Source organism: Salmonella sp. NW722, assembly GCF_051702785.1.
Taxonomy (GTDB): domain Bacteria; phylum Pseudomonadota; class Gammaproteobacteria; order Enterobacterales; family Enterobacteriaceae; genus Salmonella; species Salmonella enterica.
Map to the genome: position 1 here is coordinate 42,326 of NZ_JAMMIN010000006.1, position 23,735 is coordinate 66,060.

Sequence of the window (23,735 nt, forward strand, 5' to 3'; positions counted from 1 at the left end):
CAATAACCTTTTTTATGCATAGATAATTCTCCCGGGGCATTCACCTTCAAATCGTGAGTTTACTATTCCCTGGGCGTGATATGCAGGAAACACTACACCTTAATTTTGGGGATTCATCATGACTGACATGAACATTGAAAACCGGAAACTCAATCGCCCGGCGTCAGAAAATGATAAGCAGCATAAAAAAGTATTTCCGATCGAAGCGGAAGCTTTTCATAGCCCGGAGGAGACACTGGCGCGGCTGAACAGCCATCGTCAGGGCCTCACGATAGAAGAGGCCAGCGAACGGTTGAAAGTGTATGGGCGCAATGAAGTGGCGCATGAGCAAGTTCCTCCGGTGCTGGTTCAGCTTCTGCAGGCATTCAATAACCCGTTTATTTACGTTCTGATGGCACTGGCAGGGGTCAGTTTCATCACGGATTACTGGCTCCCGTTACGCCGTGGCGAAGAGACCGATCTCACCGGCGTGCTGATTATTCTGACGATGGTCAGTTTGAGCGGGTTATTGCGTTTCTGGCAGGAGTTTCGCACTAACAGAGCAGCACAGGCGCTGAAAAAGATGGTGCGCACCACCGCCACGGTGTTGCGTCGTGGGCCGGGCAATATAGGCGCGGTGCAGGAAGAGATTCCCATTGAAGAACTGGTGCCGGGCGATGTGGTTTTTCTGGCCGCAGGCGATCTGGTGCCCGCCGACGTTCGACTGCTGGCGTCGCGCGATCTCTTTATCAGCCAGTCAATTCTTAGTGGTGAATCATTACCCGTAGAAAAATACGATGTTATGGCTGATGTGGCAGGTAAAGACAGCGAGCAATTGCCTGATAAAGATAAAAGCCTGTTAGATTTGGGCAATATCTGTCTGATGGGAACCAATGTAACCAGCGGCAGAGCGCAAGCGGTCGTGGTTGCGACGGGAAGCCGTACCTGGTTCGGCTCGCTGGCGAAATCCATTGTGGGTACGCGTACCCAGACGGCTTTCGATCGCGGAGTCAACAGCGTGAGCTGGCTGTTGATACGCTTTATGCTGATCATGGTGCCGGTTGTCCTGCTGATCAATGGTTTCAGTAAGGGAGACTGGGTAGAGGCTTCGCTGTTCGCGCTGGCGGTTGCGGTGGGGTTGACGCCGGAAATGTTGCCCATGATTGTCAGTTCCAACCTGGCAAAAGGCGCGATTGCGATGTCGCGGCGCAAAGTGATCGTCAAGCGCCTGAACGCTATTCAAAACTTCGGCGCGATGGATGTGTTGTGTACAGATAAAACCGGCACCTTAACCCAGGACAATATTTTTCTGGAGCATCATCTGGATGTGAGCGGTGTAAAAAGCAGCCGGGTATTGATGCTGGCCTGGCTGAATAGTAGCAGCCAGAGCGGCGCCCGGAATGTGATGGATCGCGCCATACTGCGTTTTGGCGAGGGTCGCATCGCGCCATCGACAAAAGCGCGCTTCGTTAAACGCGATGAACTGCCATTCGACTTTGTACGTCGCCGGGTATCGGTCCTGGTGGAGGATACGCAGCATGGAGACAGATGCCTGATCTGCAAAGGCGCTGTTGAAGAGATGATGATGGTAGCCACCCATCTTCGCGAAGGCGATCGTGTGGTGGCGCTGACGGAAACACGCCGCGAGCTGCTGCTGGCGAAAACCGAAGATTACAATGCGCAGGGATTCCGTGTATTGCTGATAGCGACACGTAAGCTGGATGGTTCCGGGAACAATCCGACATTAAGTGTGGAGGATGAGACCGAACTTACCATCGAAGGGATGCTCACTTTTCTCGATCCGCCGAAAGAGAGCGCCGGAAAAGCGATTGCCGCGTTGCGGGATAACGGCGTGGCGGTCAAAGTCCTCACCGGCGATAATCCGGTCGTGACGGCGCGTATCTGTCTGGAAGTGGGTATTGATACGCACGATATCCTGACCGGAACCCAGGTTGAGGCGATGTCGGATGCCGAACTGGCGTCTGAAGTGGAGAAACGCGCAGTATTCGCCCGGCTGACGCCGTTACAAAAAACGCGTATTTTGCAAGCGCTACAGAAAAATGGTCATACCGTTGGTTTTCTTGGGGATGGGATCAACGACGCGCCCGCGCTTCGTGATGCGGATGTGGGGATTTCCGTCGATAGCGCCGCCGATATTGCTAAAGAGTCATCAGATATTATTCTGCTGGAAAAAGATCTCATGGTGCTTGAGGAAGGCGTCATCAAAGGGCGGGAAACCTTTGGCAATATCATTAAATACCTGAATATGACCGCCAGCTCTAATTTCGGCAATGTTTTTTCGGTACTGGTAGCCAACGCGTTTATTCCGTTTCTGCCGATGCTGGCGATTCATCTGTTGATCCAGAATTTGATGTACGATATTTCGCAGTTGTCGTTGCCGTGGGACAAAATGGATAAAGAGTTCCTGCGTAAGCCGCGGAAATGGGACGCGAAAAATATTGGTCGTTTTATGCTATGGATTGGCCCAACGTCTTCTATTTTCGATATCACAACCTTTGCGTTGATGTGGTACGTCTTTGCGGCTAATAACGTAGAGGCGCAGGCGCTCTTTCAGTCCGGCTGGTTTATTGAGGGGCTACTCTCGCAGACACTGGTCGTGCATATGCTAAGGACGCAGAAAATACCGTTTATCCAAAGTCGGGCGACGTTGCCGGTATTATTGACGACCGGCTTGATTATGGCGATAGGCATTTATATTCCATTCTCACCTTTGGGTGCGATGGTTGGACTGGAGCCGCTGCCGCTGAGCTACTTCCCGTGGTTAGTGGCGACATTATTGAGCTACTGTCTGGTGGCGCAAGGCATGAAGCGCTTTTATATCAAACGCTTTGGCCAGTGGTTTTAATGATGTTTGAGGATCGCCCAGATGAATCGCTCACCCGATAAAATCATCGCGCTGATATTTTTACTGATTAGCCTGTTGGTGTTGTGTTTAGCCCTCTGGCAAATCGTTTTCTAACGAGGTGACGCCATGCAAAAAAGAGGGTTGGACAAAATTTTTTATCAGGTTGTCCTGATAGCAATCATCCTGATTTTACTGACTATCTGGATACGATAAGCTGCTGTTGGCGAGCCCCGCTTAAAATAAGAATCGATGTAGTTGTTCTTTTTATGGCGGGGCGCTATTTTCATGGTATCCCACATCAGAAGGGCAATATCATGAATAATCGTCGTGGTTTAACCGCCGTCCTGGCGACGTTGATTACGTTTTCCCTGAGCGCTACGCCTGTGCTGGCGAATCCGGGAAATGGTAATGGCGGCGGACATGGTAATAACGCGGCTAATCAGGGTAATAACGGTAACGGACATAAAGGAAATGCCGGGCAAAAAACGGAACACCGTAAAAATGGCGGTAAACCGGATCACGTCGAGTCGGACATTAGCTATGCTGTCGCCAGGCAACTGGCAGTGAATTTAGGGCTGACGGGTTATCAGTCTTTACCTCCGGGGATTGCGAAAAATCTGACGAGAGGAAAACCGCTGCCGCCGGGAATCGCTAAAAAAACGGTGCCGGCGTCTATGCTGGGACAATTACCTTATTATCCGGGCTATGAGTGGAAAATCGTTGGGGATAATCTGGTGCTGATCGCGCTCAGTACCGCGGTGGTCACGGCGATTATTAATGGCGTATTTGATTAAGAGCCTATCCCACCAGGCGTTATTGGCGTAGCCAGTTTGGACACGGACAGCGCGCAAAAACCGGAGCGTACACGTAGTACGTGAGGTTTGACTCGCTACGCTCGCCCTTCGGGCCGCCGCAAGCGGCGTTCAAAACGCTAACGCGTTTTGGCGAGCACTGCCCAGGACCAAAATGGCAAGTAAAATAGCCCCATTAAATGGGGCTATTTAGCCGCTTCAGGGCGTTATTTATGCGCGCTGAGAATCCAGAAGTTCATTATTTTTTACTACTTCCTGCGCTTTGGTATAACTTTCAATCAGTAGCTGATAGGCCGGGAATATTTTGGTATATACATCCGCCCATTCTGCGGCATCTTCCCTATTCCAGGTACGTTGCAGCTCAGAGGCTACCGCCGCGGTATCCATTGGTACTACGCCCGCCTGCACCACGCGGGCCATCGTAATTTCCTGTGCCATTTTACTGTACGTACCGGAGGCATCAATTACCGCAAATACCTTGTACCCTTCCGCGACGGCGCTGATGGCTGGAAAAGCCATGCAGACACTGGTAATAGTACCGGCGATGATCAGCGTTTTACGGCCTGTCGCTTTTACCGCTTGTACAAAATCGGCATTATCCCAGGCATTAATTTCCCCTTTACGCGCGACATATTGCGCGTGGGGCGCATTCGCATGGATTTCCGGAATCAGCGGACCATTCGGTCCCTGTGGTACGGATGCGGTAGTAATGACCGGCATATTGCATAAGGTGGCGATCTTAGCCAGCGCCGCGGCGCGCGCACGTAATTCCGGCATCGGCATGTCGCCGACGGTCTGAAACAGGCCACTTTGGTGGTCAATCAGCAGCATTACTGCGTCGTTAGCATCAATGGCAGGGCGTTGACCGTTAAAATTCGCGGGTGTAGACATAATTCATTCCTTGTTGTTGCCTTTCACTGATAGTCACTATCAGTGTTAAAGTCATTAATCGCCGGGGCGATTTCCGTTTTTAAGCTGATGACAGTAATCCGTTGCCGATCCTGGATTACCTTATTGAGTTCTTTCTGAAGGAATATTCATCGGCATCACCTTCAGTCGATTTACTTTCACGCGAATTTGTTATCACAACAATATTCATATTATGAATAAATGTTTCTATTTTACATGTCAGAGAGGATTATTGATTGAAAAAACAAACTATGTCCCTACAAATTGTTTCTGATGGATAGTTTTAAAATTATTTAGTATAAGTTTGAAATGGTTCAATTAAGAATTAACTTATTTATATTCAAATAACATAAAGCACAGCTTAAATATTAAGTGCGAAGCGTGCTGTTATTAAGTATGGCTACTGTAACTCTTAATAATTTGGAAACTATCCCTACATAACGAGTGCTGCTTTTTTGGATATTACAAGCCATTATAGGAACACATTGAATAAAGCCTTGTCTTTCATGTGGGGTAGATTATCAGGATATTTTTTCTCATGATTTATATATGAGATATTAAAGCGTAGCGGCACAGTAAATTTGGCCACCTGATTAAAGGTGATATTCTCACCTCAATACAAAACAGGAGACTTCACGAACAAGAAAACCAAACGTACTTTCACTCCTGAGTCTGCTATAATGAGAAAAGCGGTGTCTACGCTTACCTGTTAATGTCTTATGCCTCTCGCTCTTCTATATGATCGGTATGTGCAGGGGACAATCCATGTCCTGCTACGCAGCCACAGCATCAGACTATACTCAGTGGTGTCTATTAACCCTCTCCAACTACGTTATGTTTTGGCATGGTAACAATGCGATGTTATGGATAATTAACGATAATATTGAATTTAATCCAGAAATGAATCGCCTGGCGTCATTATCGAGGCCAGATCTCAACATTATTCTGACAACGCCCGCCAGCCGCTGCTTGCGCCTTCTGCTGGAAAACGCCCCCTCCGTCGTCTCACAACAAACATTCTTTCAAAAAGTGTGGGAAGAAGACGGCATGGTGGTGTCGGCAAATACGCTTTATCAGAATATCTCCATTATTCGCCGCGGATTACGTACCGTTGGCGAAAATGAAGATACGCTGATAATCACGGTTCCGCGTAGAGGCTTTCAGATTGAGCCTGGTGTGAGCCTCATGACCATCCGCAAAGACTTCGCTCAGGCAATAGAAAAAAAGGGTGAGACGCCACCGCGTATGTCAGGGCGTTGGTTTAAACATTATGTACCTGTACTTTGGATGACCGGGACATTTGCTGTCGGTATTTTGCTTGGCACTATAAGCTGGCAAACCGTTCCCGATAAGGATTTTTACGATCGCTACACGCTGGTTGAAACAACGCAGGGTTGTCATTTTTTCTCGCGGAATGAAGATATCGAAAGCGGTAGCCGCTTTGCAAGCTATAAGTCAATGATTCTAAAAACCGGTATGGATTGTCAGAAATACCCATGGGTCTATTTCCCTTCCAGTAGTCGCACCCCTGCGGTTACGGCATTGATTTGTCAGCAACCTTATAAAACGCGCGGTGATACAGGCTGCGTGACGCTTTTTTTCCGCGGGGTGACACATGGGTAAAAAGGCACTGATGTTAGCCTGCCTGACGCTACTGTTTCTGGGAGTAGGGCTTGGGCATCTTTTTCATTTATATACGGAAAAGAACCGGGATCCAGAGAAATGTACGGCGCCTGTGATTGTGTTTTATAACAACACTCAGGCTAACCTGACGCTGGACTTTATGTATTCGCTGAAAAAACGCACTGGAGTGGTTTCCATCAGCGGAACGTATTACGTCGATAATAAAATGAGCGGCGTGATCCGCCGTGATGTTTCCTATGTATGGAGTGAAAATAAAGACAGCACCCATTTTATATCGACGGATATCAACAAAGTCACGCGTGACGAAACACTGTCCGATGCGGTTATCGAGACGGTTTTACCCGATTTTTATGTCTATCCAGGGAAAAGTATCAGTTACACCATCCTGACTCAGGGCCATCGTGGCTTTATGTTCACCATCGGGAAACGCCCGATATTTTTCTGTACACATTAAGCTGTTTTGGGAGCCGTTCATGGAACGTATCAGCCAAATGAAAGCGCTTCCGTGTAAAAGCCGCTGAAGATCAGCGGCTCTGTTGTTACCTGAATCAAAAACTGTATTTAACCCCCAGTAGGCCTTGGGTATTACTATAGCCCTGGTCACCTACCTGTTGCGCCACGTTACCCCATACGTTCAGGCGCGGGGTAATTTGTCCTTCAATACCCACTTTCAGTTCACCAATATTTTTCGTACCACGCATATCGCTGCTGACATCGTCCATCTTCACGCTGGCAGGCTGCGTATTATGGATCCAGTTCGCCTCCACGAACGGCTGGAACTCTCGAGATTTATCGTTATCAATAGCGTTGTGGCCGTTAATATAGGCTTTTACGCCCATGCGGGTTAGCAGATTACCGGCGGTATCATCCTTCACGAGGGTACCATTGGCTTCGCGATTGTCGTCAGCCTGCACGCCCATCCATACCACCTGCGCTTTGGGCTGCAACCAGTAGCTTTGATGCGCGCTTTCACCTAACCTGAAGCTGTAACCGGCTTCAACCGAGGCGGTAATTCCTTTGGATTTATATTTCTCAGCGGCCTGATCCTGACCCATGACCTTGTTATCAAACCAGTTGTACAGCATCCAGGTATCCACATAAGCCCCAGACCGATCGATATTGTTAGCATACCAGGTGCCGTAAAGGCCGACGCTGTAACCGGTGACTTGACCACGGGAATGATAGTCACTCACAGACGACAGCGTGCGGTTCTGGCTGTTGGCATAACCTGCCATTGCACCAATATGCCAACGGTCAAGACCGTCAGTGCTCCACTGTGCCAGATCGCCTCCCAGTTGTAACACATAGCTGTTGATGCGGGTTTTTAGCTGCCCGCTGCCATCGTTGAAGCGAGTATGGGAGCCGACGTTACGCATCCACAGGCTGGTGACCTTCTTCTCACCCGTCAGCATGTCGGTGTACTGGGTTTCACCCAGACGGTCATGGAGACGAGTCATGAACAGCGTATTTGCCGCATAGTTGTTGGCAAGATAGCTGCCCACTTCCGGACGGAACTGATGTTCTGTTATCGGCGGTGTGTCAGATTGCCCTATGTCAGGAATTGTCGGATCAGGGATGACCGGGTCTACTGGCTCAGGGTCTACTGGCTCAGGGTCCACCGGATCGGGAATCACAGGGTCAGGGATAACCGGGTCTACTGGATCAGGGTCCACCGGATCGGGAACGACAGGGTCAGGGATAACAGGGTCTACCGGATCGGGAATAATCGGTTCGTCCGGCTCAATGTAGCTGGTCAGATACCAGTTTTTACCTTTCTGCACCACGTTGTAGTCATAGGCTCCGGCAACAATACGGCTTGCTTTTTCGAAAGTACCGTTGGAATTGCCAGCAACGTTAACAATTTCAATACCTTCAATGGTTTGCGCCCCGGCTCCTCCAATATTATTTACTGCAACAAATGTGTTGCCTGAAGTATTGCCGAGAACCTGCAGCCTGTCCGTTTCGGAATCATCATCGTTGAGCACAGTATTAAAGACCAGCTTACCGCCGTTGCCTACATAATCTTCATTGATGGTGAGCGTTTGCCATGGTTCGCCATCTTCATGGCTGAAGTTAATGGTTGCGCCACTATTCAGCGTCAGGTCAGTGAGCGTTGAGCTGCTGGTCATATTCCAGGTCGCATCGCTCATTTGTACAGAGATAACGCCTGTGCCCGCCGTAGCGCTGGTGATGTACGACGCCCCGTCCCATCGCGAGTTGTCCGTCATATTGAGCTTAATCGTACTGTTCTGCTGCGGTAGCGTACCGCTGGCAGCGGTGGCGCCAGCAGCACGAATATCACCGTCGATGACGAAACGTCCTCCTGAAGAACCGTCAACAATGCCGCCAGTTTCCGTGCTGATGGCGTAACTTTCGCTACTGTTATCGCCCGCCATAGTAATAGCCGCACCGCCTGCCAGATTAATGGCGCCTCGGGAGAGGGCGTATAAACCGGCAGGGGATTTACTATAGGATGCAGCCTTACTGGCGCTGTTAACGCTAATAGTGGCATTCTCTCCCAAATTAACGGTAGCGTTAGTTGCATATACCGCGTGTGCGCTGGCACCGTTTACCGTAATAGTAGCGTTGTTGCCAAGCTCGGTTCTGGAGGAGGATGCTGCGTAAATCCCCGTTGAGGATGCGCCGGAGGTTTCGATGGTTGCATCATCACCCAGACGAATCAACGAACCGCTTTGTCCGGTACGCAGCCCCTCCGAACCGTCGCCGGTAGTAACAATATGTGCACGATTGCCGACGACAATCGTATTTTTGGCACGTGACGCATCCCGCATGGCGTTAGCTGTAATTCCACGTCCCTGGCTACCTGTTGTTTTGATATACAGATCGTCGCCGACGTAAATATTGGCCGATCCGGTCCAACCCTGGCCCAGTGAGTTATATCCGGCGTTAATACCGTCACCATCCTGACCATCCACGTAGATGCGGGTGCGGTCACCGGTAATAATAAACACCGGGTTATCCGGAGTATTCGCGCCGTGAGTACGGATGCCATCGACGTCTCTACCATTATTCGCGGCATTCGCCGACTGCGTCCGAATGGTCAGGTCGTTGCCAAAAATCACGCCCGGACTTCCCGTCCCGCTGTTTTGAATAACCGTGACAGTGTGTTCAAACGCCTCCGCGCCCGGCCCATTAAGCGTGAGGCCATTGCCATAAACCGGGATGGTACCGGTGTTCCACTGATAAACGTAGTTGGGCATGGTACCGACTTTGGTGAAACCGGTACTGGCCTGAGCGGGAATAATAGCCTGTAATTCCGGCGGCAACTGGCTGACTAGCCCACTGGATGGCAGACTATCAACGTCGACCCAGGCCGCCTGGGAGGGAAATACCATAGAGGCTAATGCTGCTGATACCGCTATGGCGATGAATGAGTAATTTTGGGGAGTTGGCATTCTGCCTCCTGCATTATGGCGTAAAGCGTCTTCCACATCGCAATAATATGGAAATAATAAAAATGGAAACGGATCTATAAAATATTTGATATTATTTTATGAATGCTATGCCCTAGCTTATTTTCAAGCCGCAGCTTATGCACATAAAGTTTCTTAATATCAATATTGTCAATATTTACAATCTGCTGAATACTTATTCCTGATACAAAGCGCTTCAGTAATATAAATTCCGTATAGTTAAGCGTTCGTCCACGTTTACTGTTGGCAAGCCGACCGGTAAACAAGCGGTGCATCTTTTGCTGTTGCACAATATCATCGTCATCGGAATAAATAATTCCTTGTATTTTATTGCTTTTCAAAATCCAGTAATTGGCCAGCGGAGTTAAACTTCTGTCAGAAATCAGGACAATATGCATACCACTGTTTGCCAGACTGTCAGCCCATTGTAAATCGGTAAATCGTCGAAGATTCGGGAAAGAAAAATCAACAAAGATAAAACCGCTGGATAAATGGTTGTGTCTATCAAGCAATAACTTTTCAATAAACCCTTTTTTCAGGAAAGCATTACCATCTGGCCAGATGGAAAATGCCGCATTATGACAGTATTGCACCCGTACTGCGCTGTCAGGGAATAATTGACAGGATAAATCGCAACTAATGCAATGGACAATTTGTGAAGACTTTCTCATCATCCTGAACGACTCCCGTCGATGTTTCTATTAATATTTCATTGGTAAATAAATGTGTCAATCCAGATAATATACCGTGCTACGGCTGTCAAAAGTCGCGAATTATTGTCAGTGTCATAAACTCCTGGAAAGACCTAAAATACAGCTTTAAGGAACCATGACAGATCCGACAGTCGTAATACATCATTTCGGATTTGTATTTCACCCATTGGGATTTTTATACATAATCTCCAATATCATAAAAAATCTTAAAACAGCACTATTTGCTAAATCATGAGAGTGATAAATAACGGTTCTCAATACCATCTGTCTGCTGCCTTCGTCACTATCGGGGTGATGTGATGAAATATAAAAGTAATTCCTGTAAACCTGTAATGAATTCTTATTATTAAAACCTAATTTAAGATTTTTTCTTTTATTGCATTGTTATTCAATGACTTAATGGTGACATTTGTGCTCTCATCAACTTCTTATATACAAATTTAAGACTATTTTATAGAGACGCATGTAAACTTTAAGGGGGTGTAATGCTAATGCCATGAGAAAATCTTGTAACTTAATGCCGGGGGTTATACCTTGCCAATAAGTTGATCTGACTTAATTCTGAATGTGACAGTGTGAGCAACCGACAGACTTATCGGTCGAAGCAACTTCAGCTTCTGGCTTCTCTTTTCAATTGCTCATCTGATGAAAACTCTTTCCCGGAGCACATTAGTGAGAAACAGGATGTGGTCAAACCTAATGTCCATAGATGTTGTCAGTCACTTCACAAATATCCGCCTCATGGCAGATATCTTTAACCGCTCGTCCAGCTTCGACCAACTTAATTATGGTGATGTTCTGATGCTCAGTGAGACGGGATTTACACATAAAGATTCCTTCGTCAGCAGATCGATGATGTGATCTCTAAATGTGAATAGCACGATTATGTGGAGTAATATGAGCACATGGTATAAGAATGTATACGGATATATTACTACTGAAATATAATAATGGGAGGGGTTAAGAATAAACAGGACGTATGGGAGAGAAAGGGTATAAAGATAAAATGCTTGCAGTATCTAATAGATAACAATGAAAAATCAGGTAACTGAGAAACTATTCAGTGTTTAGGTTGATGTGATATTAAGTCATTCAGCCGCTACAGCACATTATCAGGATAATTTCGTCTGGATAAAACGGAGGAATGAATCGCCACAGGTTTAACAGACACCGCTGAGTCATTTAAGATGACTTAAAGAGAGGAGCCCATGAGCGGTAAATGTTATCCCGAAGCGTTTAAAATTAAAGTGGTAAAACAGGTTATTGAGCGCGGCCATTCTGTTTCCAGCGTCGCAACACGTCTTGATATTACTATCCATAGTCTTTACGCCTGGATAAAGCCGCCACATTCACGACGGCATCATGTTGACCTGAATCTGACGGGGCATACAGGCAGTTCTGGCTGGAATCGGGCTGTGTTTATGGTTATCGCAAGATCTGTCTCGATCTGCTGGATATCGGGAACAATGCGGTGTAAACAAAGTCTGGTGGTTGATGCAACGTGTGGAGATAAAGGCTCAGGTCGGATACCGAAGTCCACGGGCGCGTGGCGATTCATTTTATTGAGTTCAGAAGAGGCAAATTGGCGGAAGATCACAGGAGTCGAACCTGCCCGGGACCGCTGGCGGCCCCAACTGGATTTGAAGTCCAGCCGCCTCACCGGAGACGACGATCTTCCGCGCCTCGATTGCTACATGGAGGCGCGCGCATTATAGCTACTTCCTGGCGTTTCCACATCCCCTCCCGTGCTTTTTTAACTTCCCTTTCCTTCTGCCATGATCGGTTTCATATAAACCCCCATAAAATCCATTAGTTACATTTCATCACACTTTTTGGCGCTACCCTGATCACAGAAAACAAGAATCGTAATTTGATAACCAAATAACGGAATATTCACGCTCGCAGGGAAGGTTTACAAAAACTGTAACCGGTATCAGTGAGCGTTGTAAGCGTTAAGGATGCGTAATGAAAAGTGAGATTCTCTCCGTTAAGGAGAAGATTGGCTATGGTATGGGCGATGCCGCGAGCCACATCATCTTTGATAACGTCATGTTATATATGATGTTCTTCTATACCGATATTTTCGGCATTCCCGCTGGTTTTGTTGGCACCATGTTTTTACTGGCGCGTGCGCTTGATGCCATCTCCGACCCTTGCATGGGCCTGCTGGCCGACCGTACCCGCTCTCGCTGGGGCAAATTCCGACCCTGGGTGCTGTTTGGCGCGTTGCCGTTTGGTATCGTTTGTGTGCTGGCTTATAGCACGCCGGATCTCAGTCTGAACGGCAAAATGATTTATGCCGCCATCACCTACACGTTGCTTACCCTTCTGTACACTGTAGTCAACATCCCTTATTGCGCGTTGGGGGGTGTAATAACCAATGACCCAACGCAGCGTATCTCCCTGCAATCCTGGCGCTTTGTGCTGGCAACGGCGGGCGGAATGCTTTCTACCGTACTGATGATGCCTCTGGTGAAACTGATTGGCGGCGAGAATAAGGCGCTGGGCTTCCAGGGGGGTATCGCGGCGCTCTCGGTGGTGGCGTTCCTGATGCTGGCGTTCTGCTTCTTTACCACCAAAGAGCGCGTTGAAGCGCCTGCCACCCATACCTCCATGCGTGAAGACCTGCGTGATATCTGGTACAACGACCAGTGGCGCATAGTCGGCCTGCTCACCATCCTGAATATTCTGGCGGTATGCGTGCGCGGCGGGGCGATGATGTATTACGTCACCTGGATATTGGGCAAACCGGGCGTGTTTGTCGCCTTCCTCACCACCTATTGCGTCGGCAACCTGATTGGCTCGGCGCTGGCAAAACCGTTGACCGACTGGAAATGCAAAGTGAGCGTTTTTTGTTGGACCAATGCTTTACTCGCAGTAATCAGCGTGGCGATGTTCTTCGTACCGATGCACGCCACGATCGCTATGTTCGTCTTTATCTTTGTGATTGGCGTATTGCACCAGTTAGTCACGCCTATCCAGTGGGTGATGATGTCTGACACCGTCGACTACGGCGAATGGTGTAACGGCAAACGCCTGACGGGGATCAGTTTTGCCGGCACGTTGTTCGTGCTGAAACTGGGTCTTGCCCTCGGCGGGGCGCTGATTGGCTGGATGCTGGCAGGCGGCGGTTACGACGCGGCGGCGAAAACGCAAAACAGCGCCACGATCAGCATCATCATCGCTCTGTTCACTATCGTTCCGGCCATCTGTTATCTGCTGAGCGCCGCGATCGCTAAACGCTACTACACCCTGAAAAGCCCGTTCCTGAAAACCATTCTGGAACAACTGGCGCAGGGCGCACACCGCAACGAACAAGAATTTACCCATAAAGAATTGCAAAACTAAAGGAACAGACTATGAAAATTAGCGACGGAAACTGGCTGATCCAGCCTGGCCTTAATTTGATTCACCCGGTTCAGGTGTTCGACGTTGAACAGCACGGGAATGAGATGGTGATCTATGCCGCGCCGCGCGATGTCCGCGAACGAACCTGGCAACTGGATACCCCGTTGTTTACCCTGCGCTTTTTCTCGCCGCAGGAAGGAGTGATAGGTGTACGGATGGAACACTTCCAGGGCGCTTTGGATAACGGCCCACATTATCCGCTCAATGTTTTGCAAGATATCAACGTGGAGATGCAGAACAACGCCGAATTTGCCGAACTCAAGAGCGGCAGCCTGAGCGTGCGCGTCACCAAAGGCGAGATCTGGTCTCTGGATTTTCTGCGCAACGGTGTACGTATCACCGGTAGCCAGTTGAAAAATAACGGCTATGTGCAGGACACCAACAGCGGGCGCAACTACATGTTCGAGCGTCTGGATCTCGGCGTGGGCGAAACCGTCTACGGGCTTGGCGAGCGTTTTACCGCACTGGTGCGCAACGGTCAGACGGTGGAGACCTGGAACCGCGACGGCGGCACCAGCACCGAGCAATCGTACAAGAATATCCCGTTCTATATCACCAACCGTGGCTACGGTGTGCTGGTAAACCATCCGCAGTGCGTGTCGTTTGAAATTGGCTCCGAGAAAGTCTCCAAAGTTCAGTTCAGCGTCGAGAGCGAGTATCTGGAATACTTCGTCATCGACGGCCCGACCCCGAAAGACGTGCTGAACCGCTATACCCAATTTACGGGTCGTCCGGCGCTGCCGCCCGCCTGGTCGTTTGGCCTGTGGCTGACCACCTCATTCACCACCAACTACGACGAAGCGACCGTTAACAGTTTTATCGACGGTATGGCCGAGCGCAATCTGCCGCTGCACGTCTTCCACTTCGACTGTTTCTGGATGAAAGCTTTTCAGTGGTGCGATTTTGAATGGGACCCGGTGACTTTCCCCGATCCGAAAGGGATGATTCGCCGCCTGAAAGCGAAAGGGCTGAAAGTCTGCGTGTGGATTAACCCCTACATCGGCCAGAAATCCCCGGTCTTCCAGGAGCTGAAAGAGAAAGGATATTTGCTTAAACGCCCGGACGGCTCCTTGTGGCAGTGGGATAAATGGCAGCCGGGACTGGCGATTTACGACTTCACCAACCCGCAAGCCTGCGAATGGTATGCCGACAAGCTGAAGGGCCTGGTGGAGATGGGAGTGGACTGCTTCAAAACTGACTTCGGCGAACGCATTCCAACGGATGTGCAGTGGTTTGATGGTTCAGATCCACAGAAAATGCACAACCATTATGCCTACATCTACAACGAACTGGTGTGGAACGTGCTGAAAGAGACCGTCGGCGTTGAAGAGGCGGTGCTGTTCGCCCGTTCCGCCTCGGTGGGCGCGCAACAGTTCCCGGTGCACTGGGGCGGCGACTGCTACGCCAACTACGAATCGATGGCGGAAAGCCTGCGCGGCGGGCTGTCCATCGGCCTGTCAGGGTTTGGTTTCTGGAGCCATGATATTGGCGGATTCGAGAATACCGCGCCGGCGCATGTCTACAAGCGTTGGTGCGCATTCGGCTTGCTCTCCAGCCACAGCCGCCTGCACGGTAGCAAATCCTACCGGGTTCCGTGGGCCTATGACGACGAGTCCTGTGACGTGGTGCGCTTCTTCACCGAACAGAAGTGCCGGATGATGCCGTATCTGTATCGGGAAGCGGCGCGCGCCAACGAAGCCGGTACGCCAATGATGCGGGCGATGATGCTGGAGTTCCCGGACGATCCGGCGTGTGATTATCTTGATCGCCAGTACATGCTGGGAGATGCGGTCATGGTAGCGCCGGTATTTAGTGAAGCGGGCGACGTGGAGTTCTACCTGCCAGAAGGCCGCTGGACGCACCTGTGGCGCAACGATGAAGTGCAGGGCAGCCGCTGGCATAAACAGCAGCATGACTTCCTGAGTCTGCCAGTGTACGTGCGTGACAATACACTACTGGCGCTGGGCAACAATAGCCAGAAGCCCGATTACGCCTGGCATGAGGGTACGGCCTTCCAGTTATTCCATCTGGATGACGGCTGCGAAGCGGTCTGCGAAGTCCCTGCTACGGATGGTTCGACAATCTTTACGCTGCAGGCGAAACGCACAGGCAATACCATTACGGTGAGCGGCGAAGGCGAGGCGCGCAACTGGACGCTGTGTCTGCGTAATATTACGCAGATTAGCGGTACCAAATGCGGCTCATATGCGGGAAGTGAACTGGGCGTAGTGGTCACCCCGCAGGGAAATGAAGTGGTGATTACGCTTTAAATCTGAATCGCCGGATGGCGCCGTGAGCTGCGCTTATCCGGCCTACAAATGAGCAAGAACCGTAAGCCCGGTAAGCGTCAGCGCCACCGGGCAAGCCCTCAATTACAGCGCTGGCTCCGTTGACGTAACTTCCCCGCCGGACACCACGCCCGCTTGCATCGTTTGCGTTATCTGCTGCTTTTGTGCGTTGACCGCGTGTAATTGCCCGTTTACCGTCGGTTTCAACGGCGCATCGGCCTGAATATTGCCGCTGGCCGTGAGCTGAATATTGCCATCGCCAGCAATCGGTAATGCCGGCCAGCCCCACTGTTGTAGCACATCCATTGGTACGCCGCGTCCGTTCAGGCTGATTTGCGCCTGACGCTGCGGCAGTTGCGATACGCTGGCAGTGGCTTCCAGTATCCCTTTTCCAGTAAACGCGCTCAGATCGCTGATGTTGACCGTGCTGGCATTAGCCGTCAACGACAGCGACGGGCGGCGCACATCCACACGGTTAAAGGTTGCCGCTGCGGCGTTGAGGGTCGCATTGCCGCTCCAGACGCCCCATTGATGATGTTGTACCAGCTCTAGGTTTGCGCCGTAGCCGTCCAGGGCGGTGATTTGCCACGGGAAGGCCGGGTCGATATCGATCACCAGATTGCGGCTGGCGCTGAATTTTTTCAGCGTCAGGCTGTTCAGCCAGTCGGGCAACGGCTTCATCCATAACTGCTTCCAGTTTTCCGGCAGCGTATACTCCAGCCCGGCGATAGCGGTATCGTCCAGAATCAGCGCTTTGCCTTCGCGTAACCAGGCACCGGAAGTTCTGACCATACCGCCTTCCCAGCGGGTGGTGAACTGGCGTAGCGCAACGCCCTGTGGTGAAAATTCGGCGTTCAGGATTGGATCGAGCAAGTGCAGCGAGCCGTAAATAAACTCGCTGGCGTTCATCGATAATTTACCTTCCTGACTTTGCCAGTCTTCTTTGCGCAGAGTCAGATTGCGCAAACTCAGGTCAAGATCGGTGACTGCCCAGTCTGGTCCTTGCAGGCTGGAGTCCGTCACTTCAAGACGACCAATCTGCAAAGATGGAACCGTAGTAAGCGGCGCGAAAAACTCGCTCAGGGATTTATCGCTTTGTAACCGAATATCATTCAGCCGCAGATTTTCAACGATCCAACTACCGTCAGCGTTACGCCGGGCGACGCCGGTTAACGCTCCGCGCGCCATATCGGCGCCGACGGTGTTTAACATCACCTGATTATGGTCGATACTGCCTTCAATAAGCACATTCGTGGCGGGAACGTCGTTTAACGTCAGCGAACCGGCGCTCAGTTGGATCTGGGCTTTATTGCCCAATACCCGACCGGCTTCGGGGCGCCAGGGCATAACGCCGCCGTTAACGCGCTGGGCGCTCAACCGCCATTCGCTACCGGGACTATTGAGCGCCATATTGCGAAGTTGCAGGCGGTCGGCCTCAAACGGGAAAGGGGCGGTTTGCACTGAAATATTCAGCGTGCCGTCCTGTAACAGAATCGTGTCGACATGCAGCGGCGCGGTTAACTGGCGAATGCTCAGACCGATATCTACGGTTTTCGCGACCAGGGTAGCAGGCTGACCATCACGACCAAAGGTCACATTCTCCAGTAAAAGATGGGATGGGGCGGAAAAACGATGATCCATCACGTCGAATGTAAGGTGATAACCGCTGTTCTCTGATATCCAGTTGCTGACATGATCTGCGCCCCAGCGCGTTTGCAGCAGAAAATAAAAGCCGAAAATCACCACTAAACAGGCGATCAGCACGTAGAGAAGCAACCTCCCAATCAATTTCATGGTCTTCCATCCCGTGAAATGCACATAGGGGATTTATGCACGATTTGCGTGCAATCCTCAAGACAGGAATGGTGAAAGAGCGTTACAGCAGCGGCGAATCGTGTCGCCGCCGCAGGGTTTTTACGGTTTTTCCGGCGGGAGAATCAGGTTCAGCACGATAGCCGTGATGCCGCCAGCGGCAATTCCGGATGAGAGCAGATTTTTCACCCATTCCGGCGCGAACTGCAGGATCTGCGGCTGTTGCGAAACGCCAAGACCCACGGCCAGCGACAGGGCGATAATCAGAATCGCGCGGCGGTTCAGCGGCTCACGCGAGACAATACGTACCCCGGAGGCGGCAATGGTACCGAACATCACTAACGTGGCGCCGCCGAGCACCGGTTCCGGGATATGCTGCACAAAACCGCTTACCGCCGGGAACAGGCCGAGCACAATCAGCATCAGCGCGACGACAAATCCCACATAGCGGCTGGCGACGCCGGTCAACTGAATTACGCCGTTGTTCTGACCGAAACAGGAATTCGGGAACGTATTAAATACCGCTGAAACAAATGAGTTCAGGCCGTTAGCCAGTACGCCGCCCTTTAGCCGTTTCATGTACAAGGGGCCGGATACCGGCTGCTCGGAGACATCAGAGGTGGCGGTGATGTCGCCGATGGTCTCCAGCGACGTAATCATAAAGACCAGCATCAACGGCAGTAACAGGTTCCAGTCAATGCCCAGACCATAATACAGCGGGGTCGGCACCATCAGGATGTCCTGTGAGACCGGCGCGTTATTCTCAGGCAACATGCCCATAAACCAGGCCAAAAGATAGCCTGCCGCCATGGCAATAACCAAAGAAGCCACGCGCAGGTAGGGATTACGCTGCCGATTCAGCAGGATAATAATGGCCAGGACGACGCCGGCCAGCAGCAGGTTTTTCGGTGCGCCAAAGGTGTTGTCGCTCATGGCGGCATAGCCGCCGCCGATGGAAGTTAGCCCCACCTGAATCAGCGACAGGCCAATAATCATCACCACGACGCCGGAGACTAACGGCGTGATAATCCGGCGCGCCAGATGTAGAATGCGAGAAAGCACCATCTCGGTGCAGCTTGCCAGCATCAGCGTGCCGAACAGCGCCGCCATCATCGTCGGGACATCCGCGCCGCCGGTTTTCAGCGCGGTACCGCCCATAATCAGCGGGGCGACAAAGTTAAAACTGGTTCCCTGGATGGATAACAGCCCCGATCCTACCGGCCCCCATGCTTTGATTTGAATAATAGAGGCTACGCCGGAGGCGAACAGCGACATGCTGATAATGTGCTGCGTATCCTGCGCCGGTAAACCCAACGCCTGGCAGATTAACAGCGCTGGCGTGATTACCGCGACAAACATGGCCAGCAGATGCTGACAAGCGGCAAAAAGGGTTTGAGGGAGCGGCGGGCGATCTTCAAGACGGTAAATTAATTCGCTGTTTTGCGTCTGCGCAACCGGTTGCGCATCTGCCGGCTCGATGGCGTTAACGGACATCAGGGACATTCTCGTGGTGGAAAAGCGGTGATTTTATCTGACCAGATGGTAAAAGCAAACGATTGCGAGCGAATATTCTTAATATTTAAAAAAGATAAATGCACCTTTTTATATAACTTTTTGCCTTTTTCTGCTTAAAATCCATGCCGAAGACTCGCAAAGAGCTAAAAAACTGACTCAGGAAATGATTTGTGCGCACATGTCACAGCGCACTACAGGAGCTTTAAATGTTTGAACTCGATACCTTATCGACCCTTGTCGCCGCCACGCTGGTGCTGCTACTGGGTCGCAAGCTGGTCCAGTCTGTCTCCTTACTGAAGAAATATACGATTCCGGAGCCGGTGGCGGGGGGGTTACTGGTCGCGGTTGCGCTGCTGGTGCTGAAAAAAAGCGTCGGTTGGGAGGTCAACTTTGATATGACCCTGCGCGATCCGTTGATGCTGGCGTTTTTCGCGACGATCGGCCTTAACGCTAACCTTGCCAGCCTGCGCAAGGGGGGGCGTGTTGTTGGCGTCTTCCTGGTAGTCGTGGTCGGATTACTGCTGATGCAGAATGCCATCGGTATCGGCATGGCGAGTCTGTTGGGGCTGGACCCGTTAATGGGGCTGATTGCAGGGTCAATTACGCTGTCCGGCGGACACGGTACCGGCGCGGCGTGGAGTAAACTGTTTGTCGAACGTTATGGTTTTGCCAATGCCACCGAAGTTGCGATGGCATGTGCAACCTTTGGCCTGGTGCTGGGCGGGTTGATTGGCGGCCCGGTAGCGCGTTATCTGGTGAAACACTCCACCACGCCGGATGGAATGCCTGACGATCAGGCCGTGCCGACAGCCTTTGAAAAGCCGGATGTGGGCCGTATGATCACCTCTCTGGTGCTAATCGAAACTATCGCCCTGATTGCTATCTGTCTGACCGTGGGCAAAATCGTAGCGCAGCTACTGGCGGGAACGGTGCTTGAACTGCCGGTCTTCGTTTGTGTGCTATTTGTTGGGGTGATCCTCAGCAATGGCCTGGCGCTGGTGGGTTTTTATCGCGTATTTGAGCGTGCTGTTTCGGTGCTGGGGAACGTGAGTTTGTCACTGTTCCTGGCAATGGCGCTGATGAGCCTGAAGCTGTGGGAACTGGCGTCGCTGGCGCTGCCGATGCTGGCGATTCTGGTGGTACAGACCATCTTCATGGCGCTGTACGCGATCTTCGTCACCTGGCGCATGATGGGGAAAAACTACGATGCGGCGGTGCTGGCGGCGGGTCACTGCGGTTTTGGCCTTGGCGCAACGCCGACCGCCATTGCTAATATGCAGGCGATTACCGACCGTTTTGGCCCCTCGCATATGGCGTTCCTGGTGGTGCCGATGGTCGGCGCGTTCTTTATCGATATCGTCAATGCGTTGGTGATCAAGCTGTACCTGATGCTGCCAATGTTTGCCGGATAAAGATGAAAAAACGTTGCCGTCAACCTGAAACCCTGCGTGAACGCTGTCGTCATATTTTTGGCGATGAGCCGCCGGTTCTTAACGTATGGGAAGCGGAGTTTGACTATGCCGATGCTGAGTTGCAGGCGCTGGCGGCGACGGACTGGCGGCAGATTACCGATTGGCATCTGAGCGTTTATTATGTGCTGAATCTGGTTTACCACGAGCCGATGCAGCCGGAATTGTTTCGTTATCTGTTTCCGCTGTGCCTTGCCTGTTGGCGCGAAACGCTATTAACCCATGGCTATGGCGATCACTTCGAGGAGTCTTTCCTGCGCGCGTTACGGCGGCCTTATCTCTGGCGGGAAATGATGGATGCCGCTCAGCGCCAGCAGGTACGGCATTTTTTGCTGGAGACCATGCTGACGCGAATCAATCACGAGCGCGGTTTCAATTCTCCGCTGACCTGGCTGGATACCTTCAATGTTCTCGGCGGCATTGCGCCGTTTATCTGTTCGCTCTGGAATCAGTGGTGGTTACTGGATACGCCGGGTAAAGCGGTATGCGCGTTGCAGTACGCCGCGCATTTAATTTATCCGGTAGAGGTTAACCCGCTTTGGCCAGAAGGCTCGTGGCAGTGGCAACCGCCATTAGGTGCGACGGAAGAACCGTGGTTGGAAAATAATCTGGCGTTTTTAACCCGGCAGTTAACGCCGGAGATGATCCTCGACGGGGTGCAGAAGGCGGCGGAAATGCTGCGGGACGAGCCGGAGAGTGCGATGGCAACGCGTATCTCGCGCGATGCTCTGGCAGCCCAGGACGTTATCGCTATCCAGATTGAGGATCTTCTGTCGGCTCTGTCGCGCGGCGAATAGGATTAGGCGTTGGAATAACGTTCGGTTTCCGGCATCCAGCGCTCAATCAGCGCTTGTGCCTGCTGCGGATAACGTTCGTGAATATGACGGGCAATACGCTGAACTTCGGGGATCATGGCTTGATCGCGCAGCAAATCAGCTACTTTAAATTCGGCGTTACCCGTCTGGCGCGTGCCCAGTAATTCCCCCGGGCCGCGAATCTCTAAATCTTTTTGTGCAATCACAAAGCCGTCGTTGCTGTCGCGCAATACCTGTAAACGCTTCTGCGCCGTTTTCGACAACGGCGATTTATAGAGCAGCACGCAGTGCGACGCGACCGCGCCACGGCCAACGCGCCCTCTGAGCTGGTGTAACTGCGCCAGGCCCAGTCGCTCCGGGTTTTCAATAATCATCAGGCTGGCGTTAGGAACATCGACCCCCACCTCAATCACCGTAGTGGCGACCAGCAGATGCAGTTCACCCTGCTTAAAGGCCTGCATCACCGCCTGTTTTTCGGCGGGCTTCATGCGGCCGTGTACCAGGCCAATATTCAACTCCGGCAGCGCCAGCTTGAGCTCCTCCCAGGTGGCTTCCGCCGCCTGCGCTTCCAGCAGGTCAGACTCTTCAATCAGCGTACAGACCCAGTAGGCCTGACGGCCTTCGGTTGTGCAGGCGTTGCGCACACGATCAATGATTTCATGGCGACGGGTATCCGGAATCGCAACGGTAGTGACAGGGGTACGGCCCGGCGGTAGCTCGTCAATCACCGAGGTATCGAGATCGGCGTAGGCAGTCATCGCCAGGGTGCGCGGAATGGGCGTTGCGGTCATAATCAACTGATGTGGGTGAAAGCCCTGCTGCTGGCCTTTTTCCCACAGCGCCAGACGCTGGTGGACGCCAAAGCGGTGCTGTTCGTCGATGATCACCAGCGCCAGCCCGTTAAACTGCACCTGTTCCTGAAAGATAGCGTGGGTGCCGACAATCATCTGCACCTGACCGCTGGCAATAGCCTCTTGCTGCGCCTGACGCGCTTTACCTTTTTGCTTGCCCGCCAGCCAACCCACTTCAACGCCCAACGGTTCGAACCAGTTGCGGAAATTATTTGCGTGCTGTTCAGCCAGCAATTCGGTCGGCGCCATCAGCGCCACCTGCTTACCATGAGCGATGGCGCGTAGCGCCGCCAGGGCGGCAACCAGCGTTTTCCCTGAACCGACGTCGCCCTGAACCAGACGCATCATCGGCACATCCAGCGCCATATCACGTTCGATCTCTGCCACCACCCGCGCCTGCGCGCTGGTGGGTTTAAACGGCAACGACGCCAGCAGCTTGTCTTTCAATATGTTGTTGGTACTTAGCGGCTGAGCGTGATAGCGCTGCGCGCCTGCGCGAAGCGCCAGCATACTGAGATTATGCGCCAGTAGCTCTTCAAGAATAAGCCGCCGCTGCGCCGGGTGTTTGCCGGTTTCTAAATCGGCGAGCTGGAGTGTCGGCGGCGGGCGATGCAAGGTACGTAGCGCCTCCGGCAGGCTCATCATACCCTGCGCCAGTTCCGGCGGTAGTAGTTCGGCAATGGCGCAGGTGTCGAGCAACTCCAGCGCCTGATCGGTAAGCTTGCGCAGTGTCGCTTGCTTCACGCCCTCGGTGGTCGGATAGATGGGGGTGAGCGTTTCCTGAAGTTCCGGCGTGCTGAGATCGCCCTGCAGGCGATATTCCGGATGGATCATCTCTGCGCCATACTTGCCGCGCTTCGCTTCCCCGTAGGCCAGCACACGTCGTCCCGTCGCCAGGCTGTTTTTCATCGCCGCGTTAAAATTGAAAAAGCGCATGGTAAGAATGCCGGAACCGTCGCTAATCTGGCAGGTCATCATCCGACGACCGCCGAAAGTGATATTGCAGTTCAGCACTTCACCTTCAACGGTGGCGTAGATGCCAGGCAGCAGTTCGCCAATAGGGTAGAGATGGGTACGGTCTTCGTAACGCAGAGGGAGGTGGAGCAGGAGGTCCTGCACGGTGTGCAGGCCAATTTTCGCCAGTTTACTGCTTTGCGCTGCGCCGACGCCTGTCAGGGAATTGAGCGGAACAGCGTCTAACAAGCGGCCTGACATGGTGA

At 51.8% G+C, this 23,735-nt stretch carries 17 protein-coding genes, 1 tRNA gene and 1 pseudogene; 11 read left to right on the top strand and 8 right to left on the bottom strand.

From position 1 onward, the window contains the following. The first annotated feature begins 118 nt into the window (after positions 1-118). The 4 genes from mgtA to cigR all read left to right on the top strand — a co-directional run bounded on the left by mgtA (position 119) and on the right by cigR (position 3,639). Positions 119-2,845, top strand: coding sequence for a magnesium-translocating P-type ATPase (gene mgtA / locus NA330_RS15755; RefSeq protein ID WP_085438283.1), 2,727 nt, complete (start codon positions 119-121; stop codon positions 2,843-2,845). Positions 2,846-2,866: 21 nt separating this feature from the next. Next, the gene (gene mgtR, locus NA330_RS15760; RefSeq protein WP_001082117.1) at positions 2,867-2,959 is read left to right on the top strand and encodes a protein MgtR; all 93 of its coding nucleotides are present in this window, start codon (positions 2,867-2,869) and stop codon (positions 2,957-2,959) included. Positions 2,960-2,971: 12 nt separating this feature from the next. Further along, entirely contained in the window at positions 2,972-3,058 is an 87-nt protein-coding gene (gene mgtU, locus NA330_RS15765; protein WP_252515021.1) for a magnesium transporter protection protein MgtU, read from the top strand. A gap of 101 nt (positions 3,059-3,159) precedes the next feature. Further along, positions 3,160-3,639 (top strand): anti-virulence regulatory inner membrane protein CigR, encoded by a 480-nt coding sequence (cigR, locus tag NA330_RS15770; protein ID WP_021000918.1) that lies wholly within the window; start codon positions 3,160-3,162, stop codon positions 3,637-3,639. Positions 3,640-3,867: 228 nt separating this feature from the next. Here the strand turns inward: cigR and NA330_RS15775 are convergent, their stop codons facing one another. After that, complete coding sequence (locus NA330_RS15775) at positions 3,868-4,548, bottom strand: isochorismatase family protein (RefSeq protein ID WP_000106461.1); 681 nt, start codon at positions 4,546-4,548, stop codon at positions 3,868-3,870. A gap of 783 nt (positions 4,549-5,331) precedes the next feature. Between NA330_RS15775 and NA330_RS15780 the strand changes: the two genes are divergently transcribed. Together NA330_RS15780 and NA330_RS15785 are read left to right on the top strand one after the other, a co-directional pair. Beyond that, positions 5,332-6,189 (top strand): winged helix-turn-helix domain-containing protein, encoded by an 858-nt coding sequence (locus NA330_RS15780; RefSeq protein WP_001278062.1) that lies wholly within the window; start codon positions 5,332-5,334, stop codon positions 6,187-6,189. A 10-nt stretch (positions 6,190-6,199) separates the two neighbouring features. Next, the gene (locus NA330_RS15785) at positions 6,200-6,664 is read left to right on the top strand and encodes a hypothetical protein (protein WP_001521985.1); all 465 of its coding nucleotides are present in this window, start codon (positions 6,200-6,202) and stop codon (positions 6,662-6,664) included. 94 nt (positions 6,665-6,758) lie between these two features. Here the strand turns inward: NA330_RS15785 and misL are convergent, their stop codons facing one another. The 3 genes from misL to NA330_RS15800 form a co-directional block, all read right to left on the bottom strand. Next, a complete protein-coding gene (gene misL / locus NA330_RS15790) occupies positions 6,759-9,626 on the bottom strand; it encodes an intestinal colonization autotransporter adhesin MisL (protein ID WP_023242066.1) in 2,868 nt (955 codons plus the stop codon). A 74-nt stretch (positions 9,627-9,700) separates the two neighbouring features. Next, the gene (locus NA330_RS15795) at positions 9,701-10,318 is read right to left on the bottom strand and encodes a helix-turn-helix transcriptional regulator (protein ID WP_023242065.1); all 618 of its coding nucleotides are present in this window, start codon (positions 10,316-10,318) and stop codon (positions 9,701-9,703) included. A 735-nt stretch (positions 10,319-11,053) separates the two neighbouring features. Then, positions 11,054-11,185: a hypothetical protein gene (locus NA330_RS15800; protein ID WP_023242064.1), complete on the bottom strand. Its 132-nt coding sequence runs from the start codon at positions 11,183-11,185 to the stop codon at positions 11,054-11,056. 380 nt (positions 11,186-11,565) lie between these two features. Here NA330_RS15800 and NA330_RS15805 point away from each other — a divergent pair. Beyond that, a pseudogene (locus NA330_RS15805) lies at positions 11,566-11,905 on the top strand (transposase); the annotation flags it as partial. Positions 11,906-11,940: 35 nt separating this feature from the next. Here NA330_RS15805 and NA330_RS15810 read toward each other — a convergent pair. Next, a tRNA-Sec gene (locus tag NA330_RS15810) sits at positions 11,941-12,035 on the bottom strand. Positions 12,036-12,322: 287 nt separating this feature from the next. On the opposite strand from NA330_RS15810, the gene NA330_RS15815 reads away from it, so the two are divergent. Both NA330_RS15815 and yicI read left to right on the top strand, forming a co-directional pair. After that, on the top strand, positions 12,323-13,705 hold the full coding sequence (locus NA330_RS15815; RefSeq protein ID WP_020837864.1) for a glycoside-pentoside-hexuronide family transporter: 1,383 nt from the start codon (positions 12,323-12,325) through the stop codon (positions 13,703-13,705). Positions 13,706-13,716: 11 nt separating this feature from the next. Next, the gene (gene yicI / locus NA330_RS15820; RefSeq protein WP_023242062.1) at positions 13,717-16,035 is read left to right on the top strand and encodes an alpha-xylosidase; all 2,319 of its coding nucleotides are present in this window, start codon (positions 13,717-13,719) and stop codon (positions 16,033-16,035) included. A 102-nt stretch (positions 16,036-16,137) separates the two neighbouring features. Here the strand turns inward: yicI and NA330_RS15825 are convergent, their stop codons facing one another. Further along, complete coding sequence (locus NA330_RS15825; RefSeq protein ID WP_023242061.1) at positions 16,138-17,847, bottom strand: AsmA family protein; 1,710 nt, start codon at positions 17,845-17,847, stop codon at positions 16,138-16,140. A gap of 120 nt (positions 17,848-17,967) precedes the next feature. After that, positions 17,968-19,359: a xanthine/proton symporter XanP gene (xanP, locus tag NA330_RS15830; RefSeq protein ID WP_000115428.1), complete on the bottom strand. Its 1,392-nt coding sequence runs from the start codon at positions 19,357-19,359 to the stop codon at positions 17,968-17,970. Between the two features lie 227 nt (positions 19,360-19,586). Here xanP and gltS point away from each other — a divergent pair, with 227 nt between their 5' ends. Together gltS and NA330_RS15840 are read left to right on the top strand one after the other, a co-directional pair. Beyond that, positions 19,587-20,792: a sodium/glutamate symporter gene (gene gltS / locus NA330_RS15835; protein ID WP_000462251.1), complete on the top strand. Its 1,206-nt coding sequence runs from the start codon at positions 19,587-19,589 to the stop codon at positions 20,790-20,792. Between the two features lie 2 nt (positions 20,793-20,794). Next, the gene (locus NA330_RS15840; RefSeq protein ID WP_023242060.1) at positions 20,795-21,646 is read left to right on the top strand and encodes a hypothetical protein; all 852 of its coding nucleotides are present in this window, start codon (positions 20,795-20,797) and stop codon (positions 21,644-21,646) included. Between the two features lie 2 nt (positions 21,647-21,648). Here the strand turns inward: NA330_RS15840 and recG are convergent, their stop codons facing one another. Next, positions 21,649-23,730 carry an ATP-dependent DNA helicase RecG gene (gene recG / locus NA330_RS15845; RefSeq protein WP_023242059.1) on the bottom strand — a complete coding sequence of 694 codons (2,082 nt, stop codon included), beginning with the start codon at positions 23,728-23,730 and terminating at the stop codon, positions 21,649-21,651. Positions 23,731-23,735 lie beyond the last annotated feature (5 nt).